The organism is Chromobacterium amazonense (genome assembly GCF_001855565.1).
GTDB lineage: Bacteria > Pseudomonadota > Gammaproteobacteria > Burkholderiales > Chromobacteriaceae > Chromobacterium > Chromobacterium amazonense.
In genome coordinates this window covers 221,893-242,730 of the sequence record NZ_MKCR01000002.1, presented here as the reverse complement: position 1 = coordinate 242,730, position 20,838 = coordinate 221,893, and the positions used below count along the sequence as shown (strand labels likewise).

20 protein-coding genes are annotated in these 20,838 nt (G+C 64.3%); 13 read left to right on the top strand and 7 right to left on the bottom strand.

Features of this window, described 5'->3' with window-relative positions; all coding sequences use genetic code 11:
* Nucleotides 1–10: 10 nt before the first annotated feature.
* Nucleotides 11–640, top strand: a complete 630-nt coding sequence (locus tag BI343_RS01855) for a glutathione S-transferase (RefSeq protein ID WP_071108419.1) — start codon at nucleotides 11–13, stop codon at nucleotides 638–640.
* 48 nt (nucleotides 641–688) lie between these two features.
* Here the strand turns inward: BI343_RS01855 and BI343_RS01850 are convergent, their stop codons facing one another.
* The 3 genes from BI343_RS01850 to ptsP are packed head-to-tail and all read right to left on the bottom strand — an operon-like array spanning nucleotide 689 to nucleotide 5,839.
* Entirely contained in the window at nucleotides 689–2,356 is a 1,668-nt protein-coding gene (locus BI343_RS01850) for a PTS fructose transporter subunit IIC (protein WP_071108418.1), read from the bottom strand.
* Nucleotides 2,357–2,384: 28 nt separating this feature from the next.
* Nucleotides 2,385–3,341: a 1-phosphofructokinase gene (gene pfkB, locus BI343_RS01845; protein WP_071108417.1), complete on the bottom strand. Its 957-nt coding sequence runs from the start codon at nucleotides 3,339–3,341 to the stop codon at nucleotides 2,385–2,387.
* On the bottom strand, nucleotides 3,338–5,839 hold the full coding sequence (gene ptsP, locus BI343_RS01840) for a phosphoenolpyruvate--protein phosphotransferase (protein ID WP_071108416.1): 2,502 nt from the start codon (nucleotides 5,837–5,839) through the stop codon (nucleotides 3,338–3,340). The genes pfkB and ptsP overlap by 4 nt, the downstream gene beginning before the upstream one ends.
* Nucleotides 5,840–6,028: 189 nt before the next feature.
* Between ptsP and BI343_RS01835 the strand changes: the two genes are divergently transcribed.
* Entirely contained in the window at nucleotides 6,029–7,015 is a 987-nt protein-coding gene (locus BI343_RS01835) for a LacI family DNA-binding transcriptional regulator (protein ID WP_071108415.1), read from the top strand.
* Nucleotides 7,016–7,018: 3 nt separating this feature from the next.
* Here BI343_RS01835 and BI343_RS01830 read toward each other — a convergent pair whose 3' ends face one another.
* The 3 genes from BI343_RS01830 to aroA all read right to left on the bottom strand — a co-directional run bounded on the left by BI343_RS01830 (nucleotide 7,019) and on the right by aroA (nucleotide 9,430).
* Nucleotides 7,019–7,564, bottom strand: coding sequence for a cytochrome b (locus tag BI343_RS01830; protein WP_071108414.1), 546 nt, complete (start codon nucleotides 7,562–7,564; stop codon nucleotides 7,019–7,021).
* Between the two features lie 83 nt (nucleotides 7,565–7,647).
* Nucleotides 7,648–8,076, bottom strand: a complete 429-nt coding sequence (locus BI343_RS01825; RefSeq protein ID WP_071108413.1) for a pyrophosphohydrolase domain-containing protein — start codon at nucleotides 8,074–8,076, stop codon at nucleotides 7,648–7,650.
* A 64-nt stretch (nucleotides 8,077–8,140) separates the two neighbouring features.
* Nucleotides 8,141–9,430 (bottom strand): 3-phosphoshikimate 1-carboxyvinyltransferase, encoded by a 1,290-nt coding sequence (gene aroA, locus BI343_RS01820; RefSeq protein ID WP_071108412.1) that lies wholly within the window; start codon nucleotides 9,428–9,430, stop codon nucleotides 8,141–8,143.
* Between the two features lie 192 nt (nucleotides 9,431–9,622).
* Here aroA and cmk point away from each other — a divergent pair, with 192 nt between their 5' ends.
* The 10 genes from cmk (at nucleotide 9,623) to rfaD (ending at nucleotide 18,808) form a co-directional block, all read left to right on the top strand.
* A complete protein-coding gene (cmk, locus tag BI343_RS01815; protein ID WP_071108411.1) occupies nucleotides 9,623–10,291 on the top strand; it encodes a (d)CMP kinase in 669 nt (222 codons plus the stop codon).
* Nucleotides 10,292–10,386: 95 nt separating this feature from the next.
* Nucleotides 10,387–12,078 carry a 30S ribosomal protein S1 gene (gene rpsA / locus BI343_RS01810; RefSeq protein WP_103316903.1) on the top strand — a complete coding sequence of 564 codons (1,692 nt, stop codon included), beginning with the start codon at nucleotides 10,387–10,389 and terminating at the stop codon, nucleotides 12,076–12,078.
* 7 nt (nucleotides 12,079–12,085) lie between these two features.
* Nucleotides 12,086–12,400: an integration host factor subunit beta gene (locus BI343_RS01805; protein ID WP_043622437.1), complete on the top strand. Its 315-nt coding sequence runs from the start codon at nucleotides 12,086–12,088 to the stop codon at nucleotides 12,398–12,400.
* Between the two features lie 130 nt (nucleotides 12,401–12,530).
* Nucleotides 12,531–12,824 (top strand): LapA family protein, encoded by a 294-nt coding sequence (locus BI343_RS01800; RefSeq protein ID WP_043622750.1) that lies wholly within the window; start codon nucleotides 12,531–12,533, stop codon nucleotides 12,822–12,824.
* A 56-nt stretch (nucleotides 12,825–12,880) separates the two neighbouring features.
* Nucleotides 12,881–14,038 (top strand): lipopolysaccharide assembly protein LapB, encoded by a 1,158-nt coding sequence (gene lapB, locus BI343_RS01795; protein ID WP_043622439.1) that lies wholly within the window; start codon nucleotides 12,881–12,883, stop codon nucleotides 14,036–14,038.
* Nucleotides 14,039–14,106: 68 nt separating this feature from the next.
* Nucleotides 14,107–14,844, top strand: a complete 738-nt coding sequence (gene pyrF, locus BI343_RS01790; protein ID WP_071108410.1) for an orotidine-5'-phosphate decarboxylase — start codon at nucleotides 14,107–14,109, stop codon at nucleotides 14,842–14,844.
* Nucleotides 14,841–16,160, top strand: coding sequence for a UDP-glucose dehydrogenase family protein (locus BI343_RS01785; protein ID WP_071108409.1), 1,320 nt, complete (start codon nucleotides 14,841–14,843; stop codon nucleotides 16,158–16,160). Before pyrF ends, BI343_RS01785 begins: the two co-directional genes overlap by 4 nt.
* Before the next feature lie 11 nt (nucleotides 16,161–16,171).
* The gene (gene rfaE1, locus BI343_RS01780) at nucleotides 16,172–17,134 is read left to right on the top strand and encodes a D-glycero-beta-D-manno-heptose-7-phosphate kinase (RefSeq protein ID WP_071108408.1); all 963 of its coding nucleotides are present in this window, start codon (nucleotides 16,172–16,174) and stop codon (nucleotides 17,132–17,134) included.
* Nucleotides 17,135–17,165: 31 nt separating this feature from the next.
* Nucleotides 17,166–17,756 carry a DUF924 family protein gene (locus BI343_RS01775; protein WP_071108437.1) on the top strand — a complete coding sequence of 197 codons (591 nt, stop codon included), beginning with the start codon at nucleotides 17,166–17,168 and terminating at the stop codon, nucleotides 17,754–17,756.
* 50 nt (nucleotides 17,757–17,806) lie between these two features.
* Nucleotides 17,807–18,808 carry an ADP-glyceromanno-heptose 6-epimerase gene (gene rfaD / locus BI343_RS01770; protein WP_071108407.1) on the top strand — a complete coding sequence of 334 codons (1,002 nt, stop codon included), beginning with the start codon at nucleotides 17,807–17,809 and terminating at the stop codon, nucleotides 18,806–18,808.
* Between the two features lie 56 nt (nucleotides 18,809–18,864).
* On the opposite strand, the gene BI343_RS01765 is transcribed toward rfaD, so the two are convergent.
* A complete protein-coding gene (locus BI343_RS01765) occupies nucleotides 18,865–19,635 on the bottom strand; it encodes an FCD domain-containing protein (RefSeq protein WP_043622756.1) in 771 nt (256 codons plus the stop codon).
* Between the two features lie 130 nt (nucleotides 19,636–19,765).
* Here BI343_RS01765 and BI343_RS01760 point away from each other — a divergent pair, with 130 nt between their 5' ends.
* Complete coding sequence (locus BI343_RS01760; protein ID WP_071108406.1) at nucleotides 19,766–20,719, top strand: chemotaxis protein; 954 nt, start codon at nucleotides 19,766–19,768, stop codon at nucleotides 20,717–20,719.
* The last annotated feature ends 119 nt before the right edge of the window (nucleotides 20,720–20,838 follow it).

Genomic DNA, 20,838 nt, shown 5'->3' with positions numbered 1-20,838 from the left:
GAGAACAATCATGAAACTGATAGGCATGCTGGATTCGCCGTTCGTGCGGCGCGTCGCCATTTCGCTGCAATTGCTTGAGTTGCCGTTTGAACATCAGTCGGTGTCGGTGTTCAGCGGCTTCGCTCGTTTTCACGAGATCAATCCGGTGGTGAAGGCGCCCACGCTGGTGTGCGACGACGGCACCATCCTGATGGATTCGACGCTGATTCTCGAATATGCGGAAGGGCTGTCCTCGCGCAGCCTGATGCCGATGGAGCCGCGAGCCAGGCTGGCGGCCTGGCGCCGCGTGGGCTTGGCCTTGGCGGCTTGCGAAAAGAGCGTGCAGGTGCTGTACGAGCGCCAGCTGCGGCCGGCGCGCAATGTGTACCAGCCCTGGCTGGACCGGATCGGCGGCCAATTGTTGGCCGCCTTCGACGCGCTGGAGCAAGAGCTGGAAGTGCCGCAAACCTTGCGTGCCGACAGCATGGACCAGTCTTTGCTGTCGACGGCTGTGGCCTGGCACTTCAGCCGGCAGGTAGTCCCGGACATCGTGCCGGGCGGGCCCTATCCGCGGCTGGATAAATTATCGCGGCAGGCCGAGGCGCTGGATGCGTTCCGGGCCGCGCCGTTCGGCGATGGCGTGTATCCGGTCAGCCAATGAACAATGCGGCGTTTTAGCGCCGCATTGCATGCGCGGCCTGGCGTTGCTTCAGGCCGGCGCTGCCGGCTTTTTCAGAAGCCGCAGCATCAGCGCGGTGACGGCGGTGCCGGCGGCCAGCGCCACCAAATAGCTCAGCAAATGCTCCACCGCATTCGGGATGGGCAGGACGAACACCCCGCCGTGCGGCACTTTCAGCTCCACGCCCATGGTCATGGAGATGGCCCCGGCCAGCGCGGAGCCGGTCATCAGCGCAGGGATCACCCGCAGCGGGTCGCGCGCGGCGAACGGGATGGCGCCTTCGCTGATGAAGGCGAGGCCCAGCACGCCGGCCGCCTTGCCGGCTTCCTGCTCGTCCACGGTGAAGCGGTCGCGGAACAGGCGGGTGGCCAGAGCCAGGCCCAGCGGCGGCGTCATGCCGGCGGCCATCACCGCCGCCATCGGCGTGTAGACCTGGCTGGCGATCAAACCGGTGGCGAAGGCATAAGCCGCCTTGTTTACCGGACCGCCCATGTCGAAGGCCATCATCGCGCCCAGCAGCGCGCCCAATGCCAGCGCGCTGCTGCCCTGCATGCCTTTCAGCGCGTCGGTCAGCGCCGACAGCAGCGCGGCCACCGGCTGGCCCACCACGTAGATCATCAGCAGACCGGTCAGCAGCGAGCCCAGCACCGGCAGAATCAGCACCGGTTTCAGCCCGTCCAGATGCTGGCCGAGCTGGATGCGGCGATTCAGCTCGCGCGTGCCGTAGCCGGCGATGAAACCGGCCACGATGCCGCCGAGAAAGCCGGAGCCCAGGCTGGCGGCCAGCATGCCGCCGACCATGCCGGGCGCGATGCCTGGCCGGTCGGCGACGGAGTAGGCGATATAGCCCGCCAGTATCGGCACCATCAGCGCAAAGGCGGACTTGGCGCCGATCTGGAACAGCGACCAGGCCAGCGTGCCCTTGTGCGCGTCGTCGAAGGCGTAGATGCCGCCCAGGGCGAAGGCGAGCGCGATCAGGATGCCGCCGGCGGTGACGAAGGGCAGCATGAAGGACACGCCGGTCATCAGGTGGCGGTAAGGGCCGTCCTTGGACTTTTCCGGCGCGGCTGTTTTGGCGGGGCTTGCGGCCTTGTTCGCCCCGCCCCATGGTTGCGCCTCGGCTATGGCGCGGCGGAGCAGGGCCTTGCCGTCGCCGATGGCGGCCTTGGTGCCGCTCTTGAACAGGCGTTTGCCTTGGAAACGGTCCAGTTGCACCTGGGTATCGGCGGCGATTACTACCAGATCGGCGGCGGCGATCTCGTCGGCGGTCAAGGCGCTCTGCGCGCCGACCGAGCCCTGGGTTTCCACCCGGATGGCGTGTCCCAGGGCCTTGGCGGCCTGGGTCAAGCCTTCCGCCGCCATGAAGGTATGGGCGATGCCGGTAGGGCAGCCGGTGATGGCCACGATTTTCAGCGCTGGGTCAGATGCGGCGGCAGACAGTTGCGCAGCCGGATCGGCCAGCACTTGGTCCAGTGTGGCGTGGCGGACCGGCAGTTGGCCGAAGCGGCCGTCGTCCGGGCTGTCCACCAGCAGCGCCTGGCGCGCGCCTGTCAGTTGCTCGGCAGCCAGGGCGGGGTGGCCGTCGATTTCAATCGCTATGCCTTGACCGTGTTTTTGCGCGGCTTGGCGCAGCGCTTCGGCGGCAAGCCGTGCCTGGGTGCTGCGTTCGCCGGAGCGGATGATGGCGACGATGCTCATGTCTCTCCCCTTTATCGATAGGGCGGCCTCAGGCCGCCTCGAGCTTTTTCAGGCTGACGGCGGCGGCCAGCGCTTGGATATGTTGCGGCGACGGCAGGTGAGGGCCGACGCGTTGCAGTTTGGCGGCGGCGAAGGCTACCGCCTGCCGCAGGCTGTCTTCCGCGCCCAGCGCCTGGTGGCGGGCGGCGGCGAGGCCGGCGACCAAGGCGTCGCCGGCGCCGACCGTGCTCAAGGGACGCTGCGGCGGCAGACTGGCCAGCAATGTTTGCCGGCCGTCTGTCAGCAGGGCGCCTTGTTCGCCCAGCGATACGATGACGCGATCGATGCCGAGTTTTTGCAAAGCCTGCGCGCACTGCGCGACGTCGTTCAGCGCGGGCAGTTCGCGGCCTGCCCATTGCTCCAGTTCCTCGCGGTTTGGTTTGATGCAGTCCGGCAGCGCTGGCGGGGGATTGGCTAAGGCGGCCGCTAGCGCGGGACCGCTGCTGTCCAGCAATACCCAAGCGCCTTGCCGCTTCAGTTGGCGGCACAGCCGCGCCCAGGCGTCGGCAGGCAGGCCGGGCGGCAGGCTGCCGGCCAGCACCGCGATGTCGCCTGCGGAGATGCCGGCCAGCCGCGCGGCCAGCGCCGCCAGCTCGGCCTCGCCGACCGCGGGGCCGGGCAGGTTGATGTCGGTGGTGTCGCCGCGGCTCAGGTCGGCCAGCTTGATATTGGTGCGCGTCGCGCCGGCCACGCGCAGCATGCGGTCGTCTATGCGCTTGTCGGCGAATAGCTGTTCGAACGGCGCGGCGTTGTCGCGGCCCAGCAAGCCGTGGGCGCAGACGCGCAGTCCCCAGTCGGCCAGGCAGCTGGCCACATTGACCCCCTTGCCGCCGGCGTTGACCGCGGCGGCGCGCGCCAGATTGACGGCGCCTATGTTCAAGGCGTCCAGCGTGACGGTCTGATCCAGCGCCGGGTTGGCGGTGACGGTATGAAGAGCGCCGCTCATGCCAGCGTCTCCAGCAATTGCCGCACTTCGTCGGCGCTGTCGCAGGCCAGGGCCTGCTCGGCCAGGTCCTGCAGCCGGACGTAGTGATGGCGGCGCAGCATGGCTTTGACTGCGGCGATATCGTGCGGACTCATCGACAGCTCGTTGACGCCCAGGCCGGTCAGCACGGCCGCGCCCAGCGGATCGCCGGCGATGCCGCCGCACACCCCCACCCATCGGCCGTGCGCCGCGGCGCCCTGCACGGTCTGGCGGATCAGCCGCAATACGGCCGGGTGCAGGCTGTCGGCCTCGGCCGCCAGTTCCGGATGCTGGCGGTCCATGGCCAGCGCGTATTGAGTCAGATCATTGGTGCCGATGGAGAAGAAATCGACGTAGGGCGCCAGTTGGTCGGCCAACAGGGCCGCGGCCGGCACTTCCACCATGATGCCGATGGGCACTTGCGGCGCGTCCAGCGCCTTGCGCAGGCTCTCGCAGATGCCCTTGAGGCGGGTGATCTCCTTCAGCGAGCTGATCATCGGGAACATGATGGACAGCGGTTTGCCGTTTTTGGCGGCGCGGTACAGCGCGCGCAGTTGCGGCTCCAGCAGTTCGCGGCGGGCCAGCAGCAGCCGCGCGCCGCGCATGCCGAGGAAGGGATTGTCCTCGCGCGGCAGGTTCAGATGCGGCACTTGCTTGTCTCCGCCTATGTCCAGCGCGCGCACGATCAGCGGCCTGCCTTGCAGCGCCAGCTGCATCGCCTGGTAGGTCTGCAGCTGTTCTTCCTCGTTGGGCGCGGCGTCGCGCTCCAGGAACAGAAATTCGGTGCGCATCAGGCCCACGCCTTCGGCGCCGGCCTCCAGCGCGGCGGCAGTCTGATCCGGCCGGTTGATATTGGCGGCGATCTCGATGCGCTTGCCGTCGGCGGTTTGGCCCGGCTGCTGTCGTTCCGCCTGTTGTTTCTCGCGCGCTTCGCGCTGCTGTTGCTGCCAGGCCCGGGCGGAAGCGAGATCGGCTTCGCCTGGGTTAAGGTACAGCCGGCCGCTGTCGCCGTCCAGGATGGCCGAGCTGCCGTCGGCCACGTCCAGCAAGGCCGGCCCGGCGGCGACTAAGGCGGGCAGGCCCAGCGTGCGCGCCAGGATGGCGGTATGGGCGGTGGGGCCGCCGTGGGCGGTGGCCAGGCCCTTGATGCGGGACAGGTCCAGGCTGGCGGTGTCCGACGGCGCCAGATCGGCGGCCAGCAGCAGGGTGTCCGCGCCGAATTCGGCCGGCGCGTGGCCTTGCAGCGATGGGTCCAGCTGGAACAGCACGCGGCGGCCGACGTCGCGCAAGTCGGCGGCGCGGGCGGCCAGCAGCGGATTGCCCAGGGCGGAGATTTTTTCCGCCAATCGTTCCACCGCCTGGTGCCAGGCCCATTCCACGCCGTGGCCGGCCACCATCAACTGGCAGCTCAGGGTGATCAGATCGGTGTCGTTCAGCAGCTCGGACTGGGCGCGGAAGATGCCGGCCTCCGCCGCGCCCAGCGTGGCCTGGGTGGCGTCGGCCAGTTGCGACAGCTGGCGCCGGGTGGCGGCCAAGGCCTCGTGCAGCCGGTCGCCGCCCTCGGCCAGGCTGATCGGCCGATCCGGCACTTGCAGCTGCTGGCTGGCCAGGACGCGCACGGTGCCGATGGCCAGGCCGGGGCTGGCGGCGATGCCGGGCAGCGAGATCAATGGCCCCGCGGGCTGCCAGCCGGCGCGCGGGCGCTGCGCCGCGGCGCGTTGGGCGGCGATGGCGGCGGCGGTCTGTTCCGACAAGCTCGCCTCGCGCATCGCCCTCAGCAATTGGCGCACGCCGTCTTCGGCCTGCGGGCCGCGGCCGGACACGGCGACCAGGTCGCCCTGGCGCAGGCCCAGTTGCAGCAGCGAGATCAGATTCTTGGCGTCGGCCGTGGCATTGCCGTGGCGCACTTGCAGCTGGGCCGGGCTGCGCCGCGCCGCGTCCACCCATAGCGCGGCCGGGCGGGCGTGCAGGCCATTGGGGTAGTCCAGCCGCCACTCCTCGCGCACATCCAGATCGTGGGCCTCGGCGTCCGGCGGTAGATTGTCCTCCGGCTGGTGCAGCGCGGCGATCAGGTCGTTGCTGTCCTGGGTGACGAAGAGCGGCAGCAGCTTGGCCTCGTCTTGCAGCAGCCGGGTCAGCTGGCGCAGCATGGCCAGGTGGTCGTCGGAACGGGCGGCGATGGCGCACAACAGATGCGTGCGCTGGCCGGGGTTCCATTCCAGTCCGTCCGGGATTTGCAGAATGGCGATGCCGGTGCGCAGCACCAGCGCGCGGTCTTCCACCATGCCGTGCGGGATGGCGATGCCATTGCCCAGATAGGTATTGGCCACCGCTTCGCGTCTGAGCAGGCTGTCTAGGTAGTCGGGGGCGATGCAGCCGGCGTCGGCCAGCATCTGGCCGGCCTCGCGAATGGCGGCCTCCTTGCTGGCGGGGCGGCAGCCCAGGCGGATCAGTTGCGGATTGAGCAGGGCGTCGGACACGGTGGGCCTCGTTCGGGGACTGGATATGGCTGGCATTGAAAACGATTACATTCCGACTGTCAATCCAGAGAGTTTGACCTAGGTCTGAAAAATAAAGGGTTTTTGCAAATCCAAGATCATGGCCGACTTGCCAGCGCTGCAGGACTGGTGCAGCATCGCGGCTATCGATTGAAAACGTTTTCTCATGCCATGACTACCAGCATCAAGGATGTGGCCCTGTTGGCCGGCGTATCCGTGGCCACCGTATCGCGCGCGCTGGGCAATGGGCCGGTCAGCCCGGCCTTGCGCGCCAAGGTGGAGGCGGCGGTCGCCCAGTGCGGCTATCGGCCCAATCTTTCCGCGCGCCGTTTGCGCTCGCAGCACACCCGCACCGTCGGCTTGATCGTGTCGGACATCTGCAATCCGTTCTTCACCGCGGTGGGCCGCGCGGTGGAGGATGTGGCCTATCGCGCCGGGATGCGGGTGATTTTGTGCAATACCGACGAGAACCCGGACAAGGAGGCGATGTACCTCAGGCTGATGCAGGAGGAGCGGGTGAGCGGGGTGATCTTCGCCGCCACCCGCGCCACGGCCGATGCGCTGGATACGGCCGAGCTGGGTTTCCCGGTGGTGATGATAGACCGCGCCGGCGCGGCGGCCCGCTGCGACGCGGTGCTGCTGGATAACCGGCTGGCGGCGGCGCAGTTGGTGGAACATCTGCTGGAGCGCGGCTATCGCCGCATCGGCGGCTTGTTCGGCAATACCAGCAGCACCGGGGCGGAGCGCCATGCCGGCTTCGCCGAGGCCCTGCAGCGAGCGGGGCTGCCGGTGGCGGCGCGCTTTGTCGCGCCTAGCGCCGCGGCGGCCCAGGCCGAGCTGGCGGCATGGCTGCCGGAGGAGACGGCGCCGGAAGCGCTGGTCGCCAGCAACGGCCTGTTGCTGCTGGGCGCGGCCAAGGCGGTGCGCGCCGCTGGCGTGGCCGTGCCGCAGCGGCTGGCGCTGGCCGGTTTCGACAACGATAGCTGGATGGAATTGGCCGAGCCGGGCATGACGGTGATCGAGCAGCCGGTGGAGGAGATCGGTCGAGTGGCGATGGAAATGCTGCTGGAGCGGCTGCGGCAGCCGGAGCGGCCGCCACGCAAGGTGGTGCTGGCCGGCCGGCTGGTGGCGCGCGGCTCCAGCCTTGCGCGTGCTTGAGCTTCAGCGCAAGGGGCCGATCAGACGGGTGACGGTGTTGTCCTTGACTACGGCATGGTGCCAGACCGCGGCGGCGGCGTGCAGGATGCTCAGCCACAGCAAGACATTGCCCAGCAGTTCATGGATGTTCTTCAATTGCTTGCCCAGGGCTGGGTCGGGCGACAGCAGCTGGGGCAGAGCCAGTCCGAAGAATGCCACCTCGCGGCCGCCTGCCTGGATGAAGGCGATGCCCAGAATGGGCAGGGCCAGCATCAGCGCGTACAGCGCCCAGTGGCCGGCATGGGCCAGCAGCTTCATCAGGGCGCTCGGCGCGGGGTCGATCGCCGGTGGCGGGTTGCCCAGCCGCCAGGCCAGCCGCGGGATGACCAGCAGCAGGACGATCAGGCCGGCCTGGATGTGGCCGTAGCTCAGGCCGCTGCGGACCGGGTCGCCTTTGGGGAAATTGCCTTTCAGCTCGATGAAGACCAGCGCCAGTATCACGGCCAGCGCGCACAGCCAGTGCAAGGCGCGGGCGACGCGGCCGTAGCTCAGCTCGGAATTGCGCAGCATGTCGACTCCTGTCTAGGTGGAAGATAGGGTCAGCATAGCGCGCCAATCTTAAATTGGACTTAACTCAACTCAAATGGATTGGTTCAGGCCGCGCCGCTTTCGGCGCGCCGGATCACGCCCAGCTTGTCAGCCGGCTGCCAGCCTTCTGGCTTCAGCACCTTGCCGTCGGCGCGGCGCGCCACCTTGCCGTCCACGCATTTGCGCAGATTGGCCTCGTGTATCGCTTCGCACATCGCTTCCAGCGGCAGTCCTTGCGACAGCAGCAGCCCGCATACCACATTGAGCACGTCCACCGCCTCGGCGGCCAGTTCGGCGCGGCTTTGCAATTGCTGCTCGGGGGATTGTTCGGGCAGGGAACGATAATCGGCCAGTGCCTGGCGCAGTTCGTCCAGCTCTTCGTCCAGCATGGTCTGCCACATCGCCAACTGCGCGGGCTGGAATTCGGGGCGGGGGGGGGAGGGGAGGTCGAAGCGCCGCATGAAATCGCGGCGCATCTGGAACAGATCGCTCATCGATAGACTCCTTTGTGGGGCGTATATTGTGGAGTCTATCGATTAAATCATCAATATATTGTGATTATTGCGCCTGCAGCGCGGCCAGTGCCTCGAAGTAATCGGGGAAAGTCTTGGCTACGCATTTCGGATCGTTGATGATGACGGGCGCGCCCAGCAGCGAGACCAGGGAGAAGCACATCGCCATCCGGTGGTCGTCGTAGGTGTCGATCTCGGCGTTCGGCGTCAGCTCGGCCGGCGGCGTGACGCGGATATAGTCCAGACCTTCTTCCACCACGGCGCCCGCCTTGCGCAGTTCTGTCGCCATGGCGGCCAGGCGATCGGTTTCCTTCACCCGCCAGCTGGCGATGTTGCGCAGCGTGGTGGTGCCGTCGGCGGCCAGCGCGGCCACCGCCAGCGTCATCGCCGCATCCGGAATATGGTTGCAGTCCAGATCGATCGCCTTGAGCTTGCCGGCGGCCTGGGCTTCTATCCAGTTGTCGCCGCGCTTGATCGATGCGCCCATCTGCTCCAGCGATTCGGCGAAGCGCACGTCGCCTTGAATGCTGGACGAGCCGACGCCTTCCACCCGGATGGGTCCGCCGGCCAGCGCGCCGGCCGCCAGAAAGTAAGACGCGCTGGAGGCGTCGCCTTCGACGTAAACTTCGCCCGGCGAGATGTAATGCTGGCCGCCGGCGATGACGAAGCGCTGCCAGCCTTCGCGCTGTACCGCCACGCCAAAGCGCGCCATCAGGTTCAGCGTGATTTCGATGTACGGCTTGGAAATCAGCTCTCCCGCCACTTCGATGACGGCTTGCTCGCCGGTCAGCGGCAGCGCCATCAGCAAGGCGGTGAGAAACTGGCTGGAAACATCGCCCTTGACGCGGATGGGCTCGGCGCAGCGCACCTGCGCCGGCTCGACCGCCAGCGGCGGGAAGCCGGGCTGGGCCAGGTATTGGATGCGGGCGCCGGCGGCGTTCAAGGCGTCCACCAGATCGCCGATCGGCCGTTCGTGCATGCGCGGCACGCCGGACAGCTGGTAATGGCCGTTCATCAGCGCCAGCGCGGCGGTCAGCGGGCGGAAGGCGGTGCCGGCGTTGCCGAGGAACAAGTCGGCGTTTTTTACCGGGAAAGCGCCGCCGCAGCCGTGCACGCGGAAATCGCGGCTGTCGCCCTGCTGTTCTATCTTCACGCCCAGCAGCTTCAAGGCCGCCAGCATGTGGCGGATATCATCCGAATCCAGCAGGTCGCGCACCAGCGTGCTGCCGCCCGACAGTGCCGCCAGCAGCAGCGTGCGGTTGGAAATGCTCTTGGAGCCGGGAAGCTTGATGACGCCGCTAAGACGGGGACGTGGGGAAAGATGCAGTTGTTCCATTGTTTTGAAGTCGTGCGCTGTGGACGGAGTAAGCGAACACTGTAACCGCCCGCGCGGGCTGCGCGCAATCGCCGGCCGGCATTCCGGCCGCTCTATGGCGGCTGCTTGGGTTACAATGCGTGGTTTGGCCGTCTGCTCGTTTGTGTTTGGGGTGACGGCTTCATCAAGATTGCACACAGGATTCAGATTGTCATGACAGTTCCGGTGATAACCATCGACGGTCCTTCCGCCTCCGGCAAGGGTACGGTGGCGGCTGAGGTTGCCGCGCGCCTCGCATTTCATTACCTCGATTCCGGCTCGCTGTACCGCCTGCTGGCTTTGTTTGCGAGTCGCCATGGCATCGCCTGGGACAATGAATCGGAACTGGCCGAGGCGGCCATCGCTTTGCCGGTGGAGTTCTCCGATGGCGCGGTGTGGCTGGAAGGCAACGATGCCAGCGCGGATATCCGCGCCGAGGAGATCGGCATCGGCGCGTCCAAGGTGGGCGCACTGCCCAAGGTGCGCGCCGCGCTATTGCAGCGCCAGCGCGATTTCCGGCAGGCGCCGGGGCTGGTGACCGATGGCCGCGACATGGGGTCGGTGGTGTTTCCGGACGCCGCGCTGAAGATATTTTTGACGGCCAGCGCCGAAGAGCGGGCGCAACGTCGTTATAAGCAGTTGATCGGCAAGGGGGAATCTGCTAATCTCGCACAGATTATGCAAGACATTATCGATCGGGACGCGCGCGATGCCGCCCGGCCGGTAGCGCCTCTGCGCCGGGAGCCGGACGCCTTTTTGCTCGATACCACGGAGCTGACCATAGACCAGGCGGTCGACATGGTCCTTGTGTGGTTCGAGGAAAGACAGGTTTCCGGCCATTGATTTTTTTAGCGGCCGTTTTTGCTGCAATGCAAAAGCGGCCGTGTGTTCAACCCTAACCCCGCACGCCGTGAGGCGTGCAACCGAGAGTACGCTTGATGACTACCCTCTCCATGGAAAACTTTGCCCAGCTGTTCGAAGAAAGCTTGACCCTGCACGACATGCGCGTGGGCGAAGTGATCACTGCCGAAGTTGTGGCTGTTGATTCCAACTTTGTAACCGTGAACGCCGGCCTGAAGTCCGAATCCCTGATTCCGGCCGAAGAGTTCAAGAACGACCAAGGCGTGGTCGAAGTTGCCATCGGCGACTTCGTTACCGTCGCCATCGACGCGCTGGAAAACGGCTTCGGCGAGACCAAGCTGTCCCGCGAAAAAGCCAAGCGCATGGCCGCTTGGGTTGAGCTGGAAGAAGCGCTGGAAGCCGGCACCATCCTGTCCGGCCTGATCAGCGGCAAGGTCAAGGGCGGCCTGACCGTCATGGTCAACGGCATCCGCGCCTTCCTGCCGGGCTCCCTGGTTGACGTGCGTCCGGTGAAAGACACCACCCCGTACGAAAACAAGCAGATCGAGTTCAAGGTTATCAAGCTGGATCGCAAGCGCAACAACGTCGTGGTTTCCCGCCGCTCCGTGCTGGAAGAAACCCTGGGCGAAGAGCGCAAGGCTCTGCTGGAAACCCTGAAAGAGGGCGCAGTCATCAAGGGTATCGTCAAGAACATCACCGACTACGGTGCGTTCGTCGACCTGGGCGGCATCGATGGCCTGCTGCACATCACCGACCTGGCATGGCGCCGCGTGAAGCACCCGTCCGAAGTTCTGGCCGTGGGCGACGAAGTGGAAGCCAAGGTACTGAAGTTCGACCAAGAGAAGAACCGCGTATCCCTGGGCCTGAAGCAACTGGGCGAAGATCCGTGGGTGGGCCTGTCCCGCCGCTACCCGTCCGGCACCCGTCTGTTCGGCAAGGTGACCAACCTGACCGACTACGGCGCGTTCGTCGAAATCGAACAAGGCATCGAAGGCCTGGTGCACGTGTCCGAAATGGACTGGACCAACAAGAACGTACACCCGTCCAAGGTGGTTCAAGTTGGCGACGAAGTGGAAGTCATGATCCTGGAAATCGACGAAGACCGTCGTCGCATCTCCCTGGGCATGAAGCAGTGCCTGGCCAACCCGTGGAACGAGTTTGCCGACAACTTCCACAAGGGCGACAAGCTGAAGGGCGCGATCAAGTCCATCACCGACTTCGGCGTGTTCGTTGGCCTGCCGGGCGGCATCGACGGCTTGGTTCACCTGTCCGACCTGTCCTGGAACGAAGCTGGCGAAGAAGCCGTGCGCAAGTTCAAGAAGGGCGACGAGGTTGAAGCCGTTGTTCTGTCCATCGACGTGGAAAAAGAGCGCATCTCCCTGGGCATCAAGCAACTGGAAGGCGATCCGTTCAACAACTTCGTTGCCATGAACGACAAGGGCGCGCTGGTCAAGGGCACTGTTAAGTCCGTTGACGCCAAGGGTGCCGTGATCGCTCTGGATACCGACGTTGAAGGCTACCTGCGCGCTTCCGAACTGTCCCGCGACCGCGTGGAAGACGCTCGCTCCATCCTGAAGGATGGCGATGCAGTCGAGGCTGTGATCGTTGCCGTGGATCGCAAGTCCCGCAACATCAGCCTGTCCATCAAGGCTAAGGACGCTCAAGAAGACAGCGCCGCTCTGAAGAACCTGTCCGTTGACAGCGCTTCCGCTGGCACCACCAACCTGGGTGCTCTGCTGAAGGCAAAACTGTCCGGTTCCAACGAGTAATCGCGTCATGACCAAATCTGAGCTGATCGCGAGGCTGTCCGAGAGACTCGCCGAGCGCAATTCTCAGTTGGTCTACAAAGATGCTGAGTTGGCCGTCAAGACCATTCTGGACGCGATGGCCAACAACCTGGCGCAGGGCAGCCGGATCGAAATCCGCGGCTTCGGTAGCTTCGACCTGAACTACCGTCCGCCGCGTGTCGGCCGCAACCCCAAGTCGGGCACCAGTGTCTCGGTTCCTGAGAAATACGTGCCTCATTTCAAGGCCGGCAAGGAACTGCGCGAGCGTGTGGATCTTTCCATCGCTGAGCAGACCGAGGTCTGAGCGCAGTTTCCCGGTTTTATGCTGAAAAGCGCCGCATCATGCGGCGCTTTTTTCGTTTTGCGTGTCCGGGCTTGGGTTGTGGCCGGCTATCGTTTAAAATTGCACTCCGGCAAACTCATTGAGCGAATCCATGCGATATTTGTTGCGTATCGTCGAACTGGCGCTGTTGCTGCTGTTGATCGCCGTCACCGTGCAGAACAGCCATGCGGTCGAATTTAAATTGTTCTTCGGCCAATCCTGGTCGGCGCCGCTCATCGTGTTCCTGCTGCTGTTCTTCGTGGCCGGCGCGATCGTGGGCTTGCTGGCTACCTTCAGCTTCTACCTGAAAAACCGCCGCGAGCTGTCTCAGCTGAAAAAAGAGCTCCGCAATCGCCCGCCTGCCCGCAAGACTGTCAATGACCCCAGCGACGCGCTGGCTGATTGAGCTTGTCTCCCGGGCCGCCCAGCCGGCCTGGATTTCTTATCCCGAAAGGATTGCTGTTGGAACTTGATTTGTGGTGGCTGCTGCTGTTTCCGGCCTTTTTCGGACTCGGCTGGTTTGCCGCGCGCGTCGATATGCGCACCGTGCTGAAGCAGGCGAAGTCGGTGCCGATTGCCTATTTTCGCGGTTTGGACGCGCTGGTCGAAGACAAGACCGATGTCGCGGCCCAGGCGCTGGCCGAGGTGGCGCGTCAGCAAGGTTCGGCTTTGGAGTTACAGCATGTCCTGGGCAAGTTGTACCGCAAGCGCGGCGAGAATGACCGCGCCATCCGTTTGCATCAGCAGATGCTGGATTCCTCCGACCTGCCGAGCGAACAGCGCGATCTGGTGCGCAACGAGCTGGCGCAGGACTTCCGCAAAGCCGGTCTGGTCGACCGCGCCGAGGAGATTCTGCTGAAGTTGCTGAACGGCAATATGGCGCTGGCAGCGCGGCGGCAGCTGTTGGATATTTATCAGCAAGACCGCGACTGGAAAAAGGCCATCGAAACCGCTCGCGAATTGCGCAGCGACGCCCACTCGTTCCAGCATGAAGTGGCGCAATTCTATTGCGAGCTGGCCCAGGGCGAGTTGTACCAGTCGCATCACGGGTTGGCCCGTCAGTATGTGGCCGAGGCCATCGCAGCCAACCGCAAATGCGTGCGCGCCAGCCTGATCCTGGGCGACATCGAGTTCGCCGAGGGCAATCTCGATGCCGCGATCGCCGCCTGGCAAAGCATAGAGAAGCAGAACTATGAATACTTGTCGATGGCCGCCGAGCGGCTGTTCGACGCCTACGAGAAGCAGGGCAGGCCGCTGGAAGGCATCGCATTGCTGCGTGGCTACCAGCGCACGTTCCCGCAGTTGGAACTGACCGATCTCTTGTACCAGAAAATCGCCACCTACGAGGGCGAGGCCAAGGCTTTGGAAGGCGTGCGCGAAGCGGTTCACGCGCGGCCCAGCTTGGCCGGCGTATACCGGATGATAGAAGCGCAGATGGACGAGTTGTCGCCGGAAGGCCGGATGGATGCCGAAGTGGCGCGCGCCTTGCTGCTGAAGCACTCACAGCGACTCAGCGTGCATCGCTGCAAGTGCTGCAACTTCCGCTCCCGCGCCTTCTTCTGGCATTGCCCTGCCTGCGGCGAGTGGGAAAGCTTTACCGCCAATCGCTCGGAAGCCTGATGCGGATTGACGTGCCGCGCCGTCTGCGGAGACCGGGCGCGCGGAATAGAATAAATAATGGAGCATCGATGAATCCTTTGATTGCAAGCGCGGACGCGCGCGACGTTTCTCCGGTTGTGGTGGCGCTGGACTTCGCCGACGCCGCCGAAGCTTTGGCCTTCGCCAGCAAGCTGGACCCTGCCGAATGCCGCTTGAAAGTGGGCAAGGAACTGTTTACCTCCAGCGGGCGCAGCCTGGTCGAATCGTTGGCGGCGCGCGGGTTTCAAGTCTTTCTGGACATGAAATTCCACGACATCCCCAATACGGTGGCCCAGGCTTGCAAGGCAGCCGCCGATTCCGGCGTATGGATGGTCAATGTCCATGCTTCGGGCGGCCGCCGCATGATGGAGGCCGCGCGCGAAGCGCTGGCGGGCTTCAGCCAGCGCCCGCTGTTGATCGCGGTGACGGTGCTGACCAGCATGGAGGCGTCTGACCTGGTTGGGATCGGCATTGACGCCACGCCGGAGCAGCATGTGCTGCGGCTGGCCACGCTGACCCGAGATTGCGGCCTGGACGGCGTGGTGTGTTCGGCGCAGGAAGCCAAGATGCTGAAGCAAACGCTGGGGCAAGATTTCAAACTGGTCACGCCGGGGATTCGGCTGGCCGATGGCGCCAACGACGACCAGCGCCGCGTCATGACTCCGCTGGCGGCCTTGGAGGCCGGCTCCGACTACCTGGTGATTGGCCGCGCCATCACCGGCGCGCAAGATCCGCTGGCTACCCTGCGCGCCATCAATCACGATATTTTTCAGGCTAAGAAATCATGAAAATCACTGTCATTGGTTCGGGCTATGTGGGCCTGGTGACTGGCACCTGCCTGGCTGAGACCGGTTATCACGTCTGCTGCCTGGATGTGGATCCGCGCAAGATCGAGATTCTGCAAAACGGCGGCATTCCGATTTTCGAACCCGGTTTGGAAGACATGGTGAAGCGCAATGTCGCGGCTGGCCGCTTGCATTTCACTACCGACGTGGCGGAATCGGTCGCGTTCGGCGATGTGCAGTTCATCGCCGTCGGCACGCCGCCGGACGAGGATGGCTCGGCCGATTTGCAATACGTGCTGGCCGCGGCGCGCAGCATCGCCCGCCACATGACTGACTACCGCGTGGTGGTGGACAAATCCACCGTGCCGGTGGGCACCGCCGACAAGGTGCGCGCGGCCATCGCCGAAGAGCTGGCGGCGCGCGGCGCCGATATCCCTTTCAGCGTGGTGTCCAACCCCGAATTCCTGAAGGAAGGCGCGGCGATCGACGATTTCATGCGTCCCGATCGCGTGGTGATCGGCGTTGACGACGAGCGCGCCGCCGAGATCATGGCTCGCCTGTACAAACCGTTCCAGCGCAACCATGAGCGCGTGCTGCTGATGGACGTGCGCTCGGCGGAGCTGACCAAGTACGCGGCCAACGCGATGCTTGCTACCCGTATTTCCTTCATGAACGAGTTGGCCAATCTGGCGGAAACCATGGGCGCGGATATCGAGCAGGTGCGTCTGGGCATGGGCTCCGACCCGCGCATCGGCTACCACTTCCTATATCCCGGCGTCGGTTACGGCGGTTCCTGCTTCCCGAAGGACGTCAAGGCGCTGGTGCAGACGGCCAAGGAAAACGGCCACACGCTGCGCGTGCTGACCGCGGTGGAAGAAGCCAATGAAGTGCAGAAGCTGCGCCTGGTGGAGAAAGTCGTGGCGCGTTTCGGCGAAGACTTGTCCGGCCGTCGCTTCGCGCTGTGGGGCCTGGCGTTCAAGCCCAATACCGACGATATGCGCGAAGCGCCGAGCCGCGTGGTGGTGGAAGAGCTGGCTCGCCGCGGCGCCAAGGTCACCGCCTTCGATCCAGTGGCTACGCACGAGGCGCAGCGCGTCATGGGCGGCATCGCGGGTTTGTCGTTTGCCGACGATATGATGGGCGCGCTGGATGGCGCGGATGCCTTGTTGATCGTCACCGAGTGGAAGATGTTCCGCGCGCCAAACTTCAATCGTATCCGCAATAGCCTGAAACAGCCGCTGATCTTCGACGGCCGCAATATGTACGATCCGGCCTGGCTGCGCGAGCAGGGCTTTGAATACCACGCCATCGGCCGCTGAAAGATAGAATCATGGGTGTGATGCAAGATCTGGGGCTGAACGCCGCCATGCTGGCTGAAAAACTGGCGGCGGCCCGTGTTTTGGTGGTAGGCGACGTGATGCTGGACCGCTATTGGTTCGGTGACGTATCGCGGATTTCGCCGGAAGCGCCGGTGCCGGTGGCCAAGATCGCGCGCAGCGAGGAGCGGGCCGGCGGCGCGGCCAATGTGGCGCGCAATATCGCCGGGCTAGGCGGCAAGGCCAGCATTCTGTCAGTGGTCGGCGACGACGAGGCGGCCAACGCGCTGGAGGCGCTATTGGTGCGTGACGGCATCGCCACTTCGCTCAAACGCGACGCCAATATCTCCACCACGGTGAAGCTGCGGGTGGTGGCGCGCCAGCAGCAGCTTATCCGGCTGGATTTCGAAGACGCGCCCAGCCATGAAATCCTGGCCGACAAACTGCAGGAGTTCGCCGATATCGTGGGCGAACATGATGTGGTGATCCTGTCGGATTACGGCAAGGGCGGCCTGACGCATGTCGAGGAGATGATCCGTCTGGCGCGCGCGGCCGGCAAGCCGGTGCTGATCGACCCCAAAGGCGACGATTACAGCAAGTACGCCGGCGCCACCTTACTGACGCCGAACCGCAGCGAGTTCCGGCAGGTGGCCGGCAGCTGGCGCGACGAGGACACGCTGACTCGCAAGGCGCAGGATTTGCGCGAGGAGCTGAATCTGGATGCCCTGCTGGTGACGCGCAGCGAGGAAGGCATGACGCTGTTCCGCGCCGAAGGCGCGCTGCACCAGCCGACCTTGGCGCGCGAGGTATACGATGTGTCCGGCGCCGGCGATACGGTGATCGGCACGCTGGGCCTGGCGCTGGCCGCCGGCTTGACGCTGCCGGTGGCGATGAGCCTGGCCAATGCCGCCGCCGGCGTGGTGGTGGGCAAGCTTGGCACCGCGGTATGCACGCAACAGGAGCTGCTGGCTCTGTAGCGAGCGACTGATGAATCATCAAGAGGCGACGATGGCGAAGTTGACGACGGAGCAGGTGGACGCGGTATTGCAGTTCTGGTTTGGCGGCGTCGACGATGCCAGCCTGAATGCCCGGCGCGGCGCGTGGTTCGCCAAGGACGAGGTGTTCGACGCCGCCATTCGCCGCCACTTTCTCGACAGCTGGCAGCGGCTGCATGCCGGAGAGCTGGCCATCGACGTCGAAGATGCCCGCGCCGCGCTGGCTTGGCTGATCGTCGCAGACCAGTTTCCGCGCAATCTTTTCCGTGGCGAGGGCAGGGCTTTCGCCTCCGATGCCAAGGCGCGCGATGGCGCCCGTTTGGCGCTGGAGCGTGGGCTGGACATGCAGGTGCCCCCGGTGGCGCGCGTGTTTTTTTATCTGCCGTTCGAGCATAGCGAGGATCTTGCGGACCAGCAGCTGTCTGTCAGGCTGTTTACCGCCTTGGAGCCGCAAGTGCAGGATGGCGGCTATTTGGATTACGCGCGACGCCATCATGATGTGATTGCCGAGCATGGCCGTTTTCCGCATCGCAACGCCGCTTTGGGCCGGGCCAGCACGGCGGCGGAGCTGGCGTATCTGGCGCAGCCCGGCGCCGGCTTTTGAACCCATACATTTTCGGACCTAGCAGTCCGTTGCCGAACAAGGATCAAGACATGACCATAGTCGTCACCGGCGCTGCCGGCTTCATCGGTTCCAACCTGGTCAAGGGGCTGAACCAGCGCGGCATCACCGACATCATCGCCGTGGATAATCTTTCCAGCGGCGACAAATTCCATAATCTGGTCGATTGCGAGATCAGCCATTACCTCGACAAGCACGAGTTTCTGCACCTGCTGCTGGATGGCGAGTACGAGGGCGAATTGACTGCCATTCTGCATCAGGGCGCGTGCTCCGATACGATGAACCATGACGGCAAGTACATGATGGACAACAACTATCAGTACACGCTGGCCTTGTTCGATTACTGTCAGCACGAGGAAATCCAGTTCCTGTACGCCTCCAGCGCCGCCACCTACGGCAAGGGCACCGTGTTCCAGGAGCAGCGGGAATACGAAGGTCCGCTGAATGTCTACGGCTACTCCAAGTTCCTGTTCGACCAGGTGCTGCGCCGCCGCATCAAGGAAGGCCTGTCCGCGCAGGCTGTGGGGTTCCGCTATTTCAATGTCTACGGCCCGAGCGAGCAGCACAAGGGCCGCATGGCTTCGGTCGCTTTCCATCACTTCAATCAGTACCGCGAGCACGGCAAGGTCAAGCTGTTCGGCGGCTGGGATGGCTGGGGCGACGGCATGCAAAGCCGCGATTTCGTTTCGGTCGAGGACGTGGTCAAGGTCAACCTGTTCTTCCTGGACAATCCGGGCAAGAGCGGCATCTACAATCTGGGCAGCGGCCGTTCGCAGCCGTTCAACGACGTGGCCGAGGCCACCGTCAATGCCTGCCGCCGCCACGAGGGCAAGCCGGCGCTGACCTTGGCCGAGATGGTGCAGCAGGGCATCGTCGAGTACATTCCGTTCCCGGACGCGCTGAAGGGCAAGTACCAGAGCTTCACCGAGGCGGACATCGCCAAGCTGCGCGAAGCCGGCTATCGCGACGCGATGCTGTCGGTCAGCGAGGGCGTCAATCGTTACGTCGATTGGCTGATGAGCCGCCAGGGCTAAGCCGCGCCTGGCGAATTTTGGCCGCGCCGTCGCGAGACGGCGCGGCCTTTTTCATTTCAGCGGCCGGAAATGTCCTGTTGCAGCCGCATGCGGGCGCGGGCGTCGCGCTCGGCCAGAAGCTGCTGGTTTTGCAAGGTATCGGCGACAAAGTCGATATGCCGTTCCGCCGCCCGTTGCGCGGCGTCCGGCTGGCGGTCGCGTATCGCTTGCCAGATAGCAAGGTGCTGCGCGCGCAGCGCCTCGGCCACTTCGCCGACAGCGAACAGATTGGCGATATTGTCCTTGACGTGCCGTTGCAGCATGGCCAGCAGGCTGCCGGACAAGTGGGCGAACAGCACATTATGCGAAGCCTCGGCCACGGCTTGGTGGAACGCCACGTCGGCCTGCGCCTGCTCGGCCAGATTGCCGCCGCGATAGGCCTGCTGCAGTCGGTCCACGCAGTGCTGCAGCCGTTCCAGGTCCGCCGTGGTGGCGCGGCTGGCGGCGCAGCGCGCCACCGTGCCTTCCAATACGCGGCGGAACTCCAGCACATCGTCGTGCAATTCCTGGTGCTGATTCAGCAAGGCTTCCCAGGGGTCGGAAAACGCGGTTTCCAGGCGGTCCGTCACCCAGGTGCCGCCGCCCTGGCGGCTGGACAGCAGGCCGCGCGATACCAGCTGCTGTATCGCCTCGCGCAAGGAGGGGCGAGACACGCCGAACTCGTCGGCCAGTTGCCGCTCCGGCGGCAGGCGGTCGCCCGGTTTTAGCACGCCGTCGAGTATGCGTTTTTCCAATTGCTGCACGATCACGTCGGACAGCTTGGGCAGGGTGACTTTCGGATAGGCCATGGCAGGGATGATTGGTCTGACCAGATGCGGCAGCATAACAAATGGCCGATCCATTGTCATGACGGAGAGGGCTATCTAATTTTTGAGATTTGCTATAAAGACCTAGTACTTATATCAGAGGAATGCCGCCATGTCCGACCTTCTGAAGAAGATTGACGCCCGGACCAAGCTGGCAGGCACCAATAAACTGGAAATCCTGCTGTTTTCGCTAGGCAATGATCAGCGTACCGGGCGCAAGGAAGTGTTCGGCATCAATGTGTTCAAGGTGAGGGAAGTGATGCGCACGCCGGAGATCACTTCCGCGCCGGAAATGCCGGCCTCGGTGGAGGGCATGGTCAGCCTGCGCGGCTCGCTGGTGCCGGTGATCGATTTGGGTAAATACACAGGGATCATGTCGGAAAAACGGCCGGAGATCATGATCATCACCGAATACAACGGCCATACCCAGGGCTTCCTGGTGGAGACGGTGGACACCATTCTGCGGCTCGATTGGGCGGCGATGCGCGTCCCGCCGGACATGATCACCAACCGCATGGCGGGCCTGGTCACGGCTGTCACCGAGCTGGACAACGGCACGCTGGTGATGATGATGGATGTGGAAAAAGTGCTGGCCGAAACCTGCTTGGTGGACGAGGCACAGAGCTATATCGCCATTGAGCCGGTGAAGGAGGACCGCCATATCTTCTTCGCCGACGACAGCGCGGTGGCGCGCAAGCAGATCGAGCGAACGCTGGAGGCGATGAATATCCGCTATACCTCGGCCATCAACGGCATGCGCGGTTGGGAAGATCTGCAAAAAATGGCGCAGCAGGCGGAGGCGGCCGGCCACAAGCTTAACCAGGTTCTGCACCTGATCCTGACCGATGTGGAAATGCCGGAGATGGACGGCTATATGCTGACCAAGATGATCAAGGACGATGCCCGATTCGCCGGCATTCCGGTATTGATGCATTCCTCATTGTCCGGGATGGCCAACAAGAAGCTGGGCGAGTCGGTGGGCGTAGATTCCTATGTCTCCAAGGATGAGCCGCAGAAGCTGGCCAGCAAGCTGCGCGAGATGCTGCTATTGGATAAGGCGGCGTAGGCTTTCTAACCTGTTTCCAGGCTAACGCCATTCAGCATGGCAGGGCGCGTCAGTCCGACGGCGGCGCGCCCTTATTGCTGCCTTCCCGCATGATTCATCGTGCTTTTCCCGGCTGCCTT

Bases quoted from the DNA above. Each gene is read 5' to 3' on its own strand.
- BI343_RS01855 (WP_071108419.1), top strand. From the start codon at position 11: ATGAAACTGATAGGCATGCTGGATTCGCCGTTCGTGCGGCGCGTCGCC.
- BI343_RS01850 (WP_071108418.1), bottom strand. From the start codon at position 2,356: ATGAGCATCGTCGCCATCATCCGCTCCGGCGAACGCAGCACCCAGGCA.
- pfkB (WP_071108417.1), bottom strand. From the start codon at position 3,341: ATGAGCGGCGCTCTTCATACCGTCACCGCCAACCCGGCGCTGGATCAG.
- BI343_RS01835 (WP_071108415.1), top strand. From the start codon at position 6,029: ATGACTACCAGCATCAAGGATGTGGCCCTGTTGGCCGGCGTATCCGTG.
- BI343_RS01830 (WP_071108414.1), bottom strand. From the start codon at position 7,564: ATGCTGCGCAATTCCGAGCTGAGCTACGGCCGCGTCGCCCGCGCCTTG.
- BI343_RS01825 (WP_071108413.1), bottom strand. From the start codon at position 8,076: ATGAGCGATCTGTTCCAGATGCGCCGCGATTTCATGCGGCGCTTCGAC.
- aroA (WP_071108412.1), bottom strand. From the start codon at position 9,430: ATGGAACAACTGCATCTTTCCCCACGTCCCCGTCTTAGCGGCGTCATC.
- cmk (WP_071108411.1), top strand. From the start codon at position 9,623: ATGACAGTTCCGGTGATAACCATCGACGGTCCTTCCGCCTCCGGCAAG.
- rpsA (WP_103316903.1), top strand. From the start codon at position 10,387: ATGACTACCCTCTCCATGGAAAACTTTGCCCAGCTGTTCGAAGAAAGC.
- BI343_RS01805 (WP_043622437.1), top strand. From the start codon at position 12,086: ATGACCAAATCTGAGCTGATCGCGAGGCTGTCCGAGAGACTCGCCGAG.
- BI343_RS01800 (WP_043622750.1), top strand. From the start codon at position 12,531: ATGCGATATTTGTTGCGTATCGTCGAACTGGCGCTGTTGCTGCTGTTG.
- pyrF (WP_071108410.1), top strand. From the start codon at position 14,107: ATGAATCCTTTGATTGCAAGCGCGGACGCGCGCGACGTTTCTCCGGTT.
- BI343_RS01785 (WP_071108409.1), top strand. From the start codon at position 14,841: ATGAAAATCACTGTCATTGGTTCGGGCTATGTGGGCCTGGTGACTGGC.
- rfaE1 (WP_071108408.1), top strand. From the start codon at position 16,172: ATGGGTGTGATGCAAGATCTGGGGCTGAACGCCGCCATGCTGGCTGAA.
- BI343_RS01775 (WP_071108437.1), top strand. From the start codon at position 17,166: ATGGCGAAGTTGACGACGGAGCAGGTGGACGCGGTATTGCAGTTCTGG.
- rfaD (WP_071108407.1), top strand. From the start codon at position 17,807: ATGACCATAGTCGTCACCGGCGCTGCCGGCTTCATCGGTTCCAACCTG.
- BI343_RS01765 (WP_043622756.1), bottom strand. From the start codon at position 19,635: ATGGCCTATCCGAAAGTCACCCTGCCCAAGCTGTCCGACGTGATCGTG.
- BI343_RS01760 (WP_071108406.1), top strand. From the start codon at position 19,766: ATGTCCGACCTTCTGAAGAAGATTGACGCCCGGACCAAGCTGGCAGGC.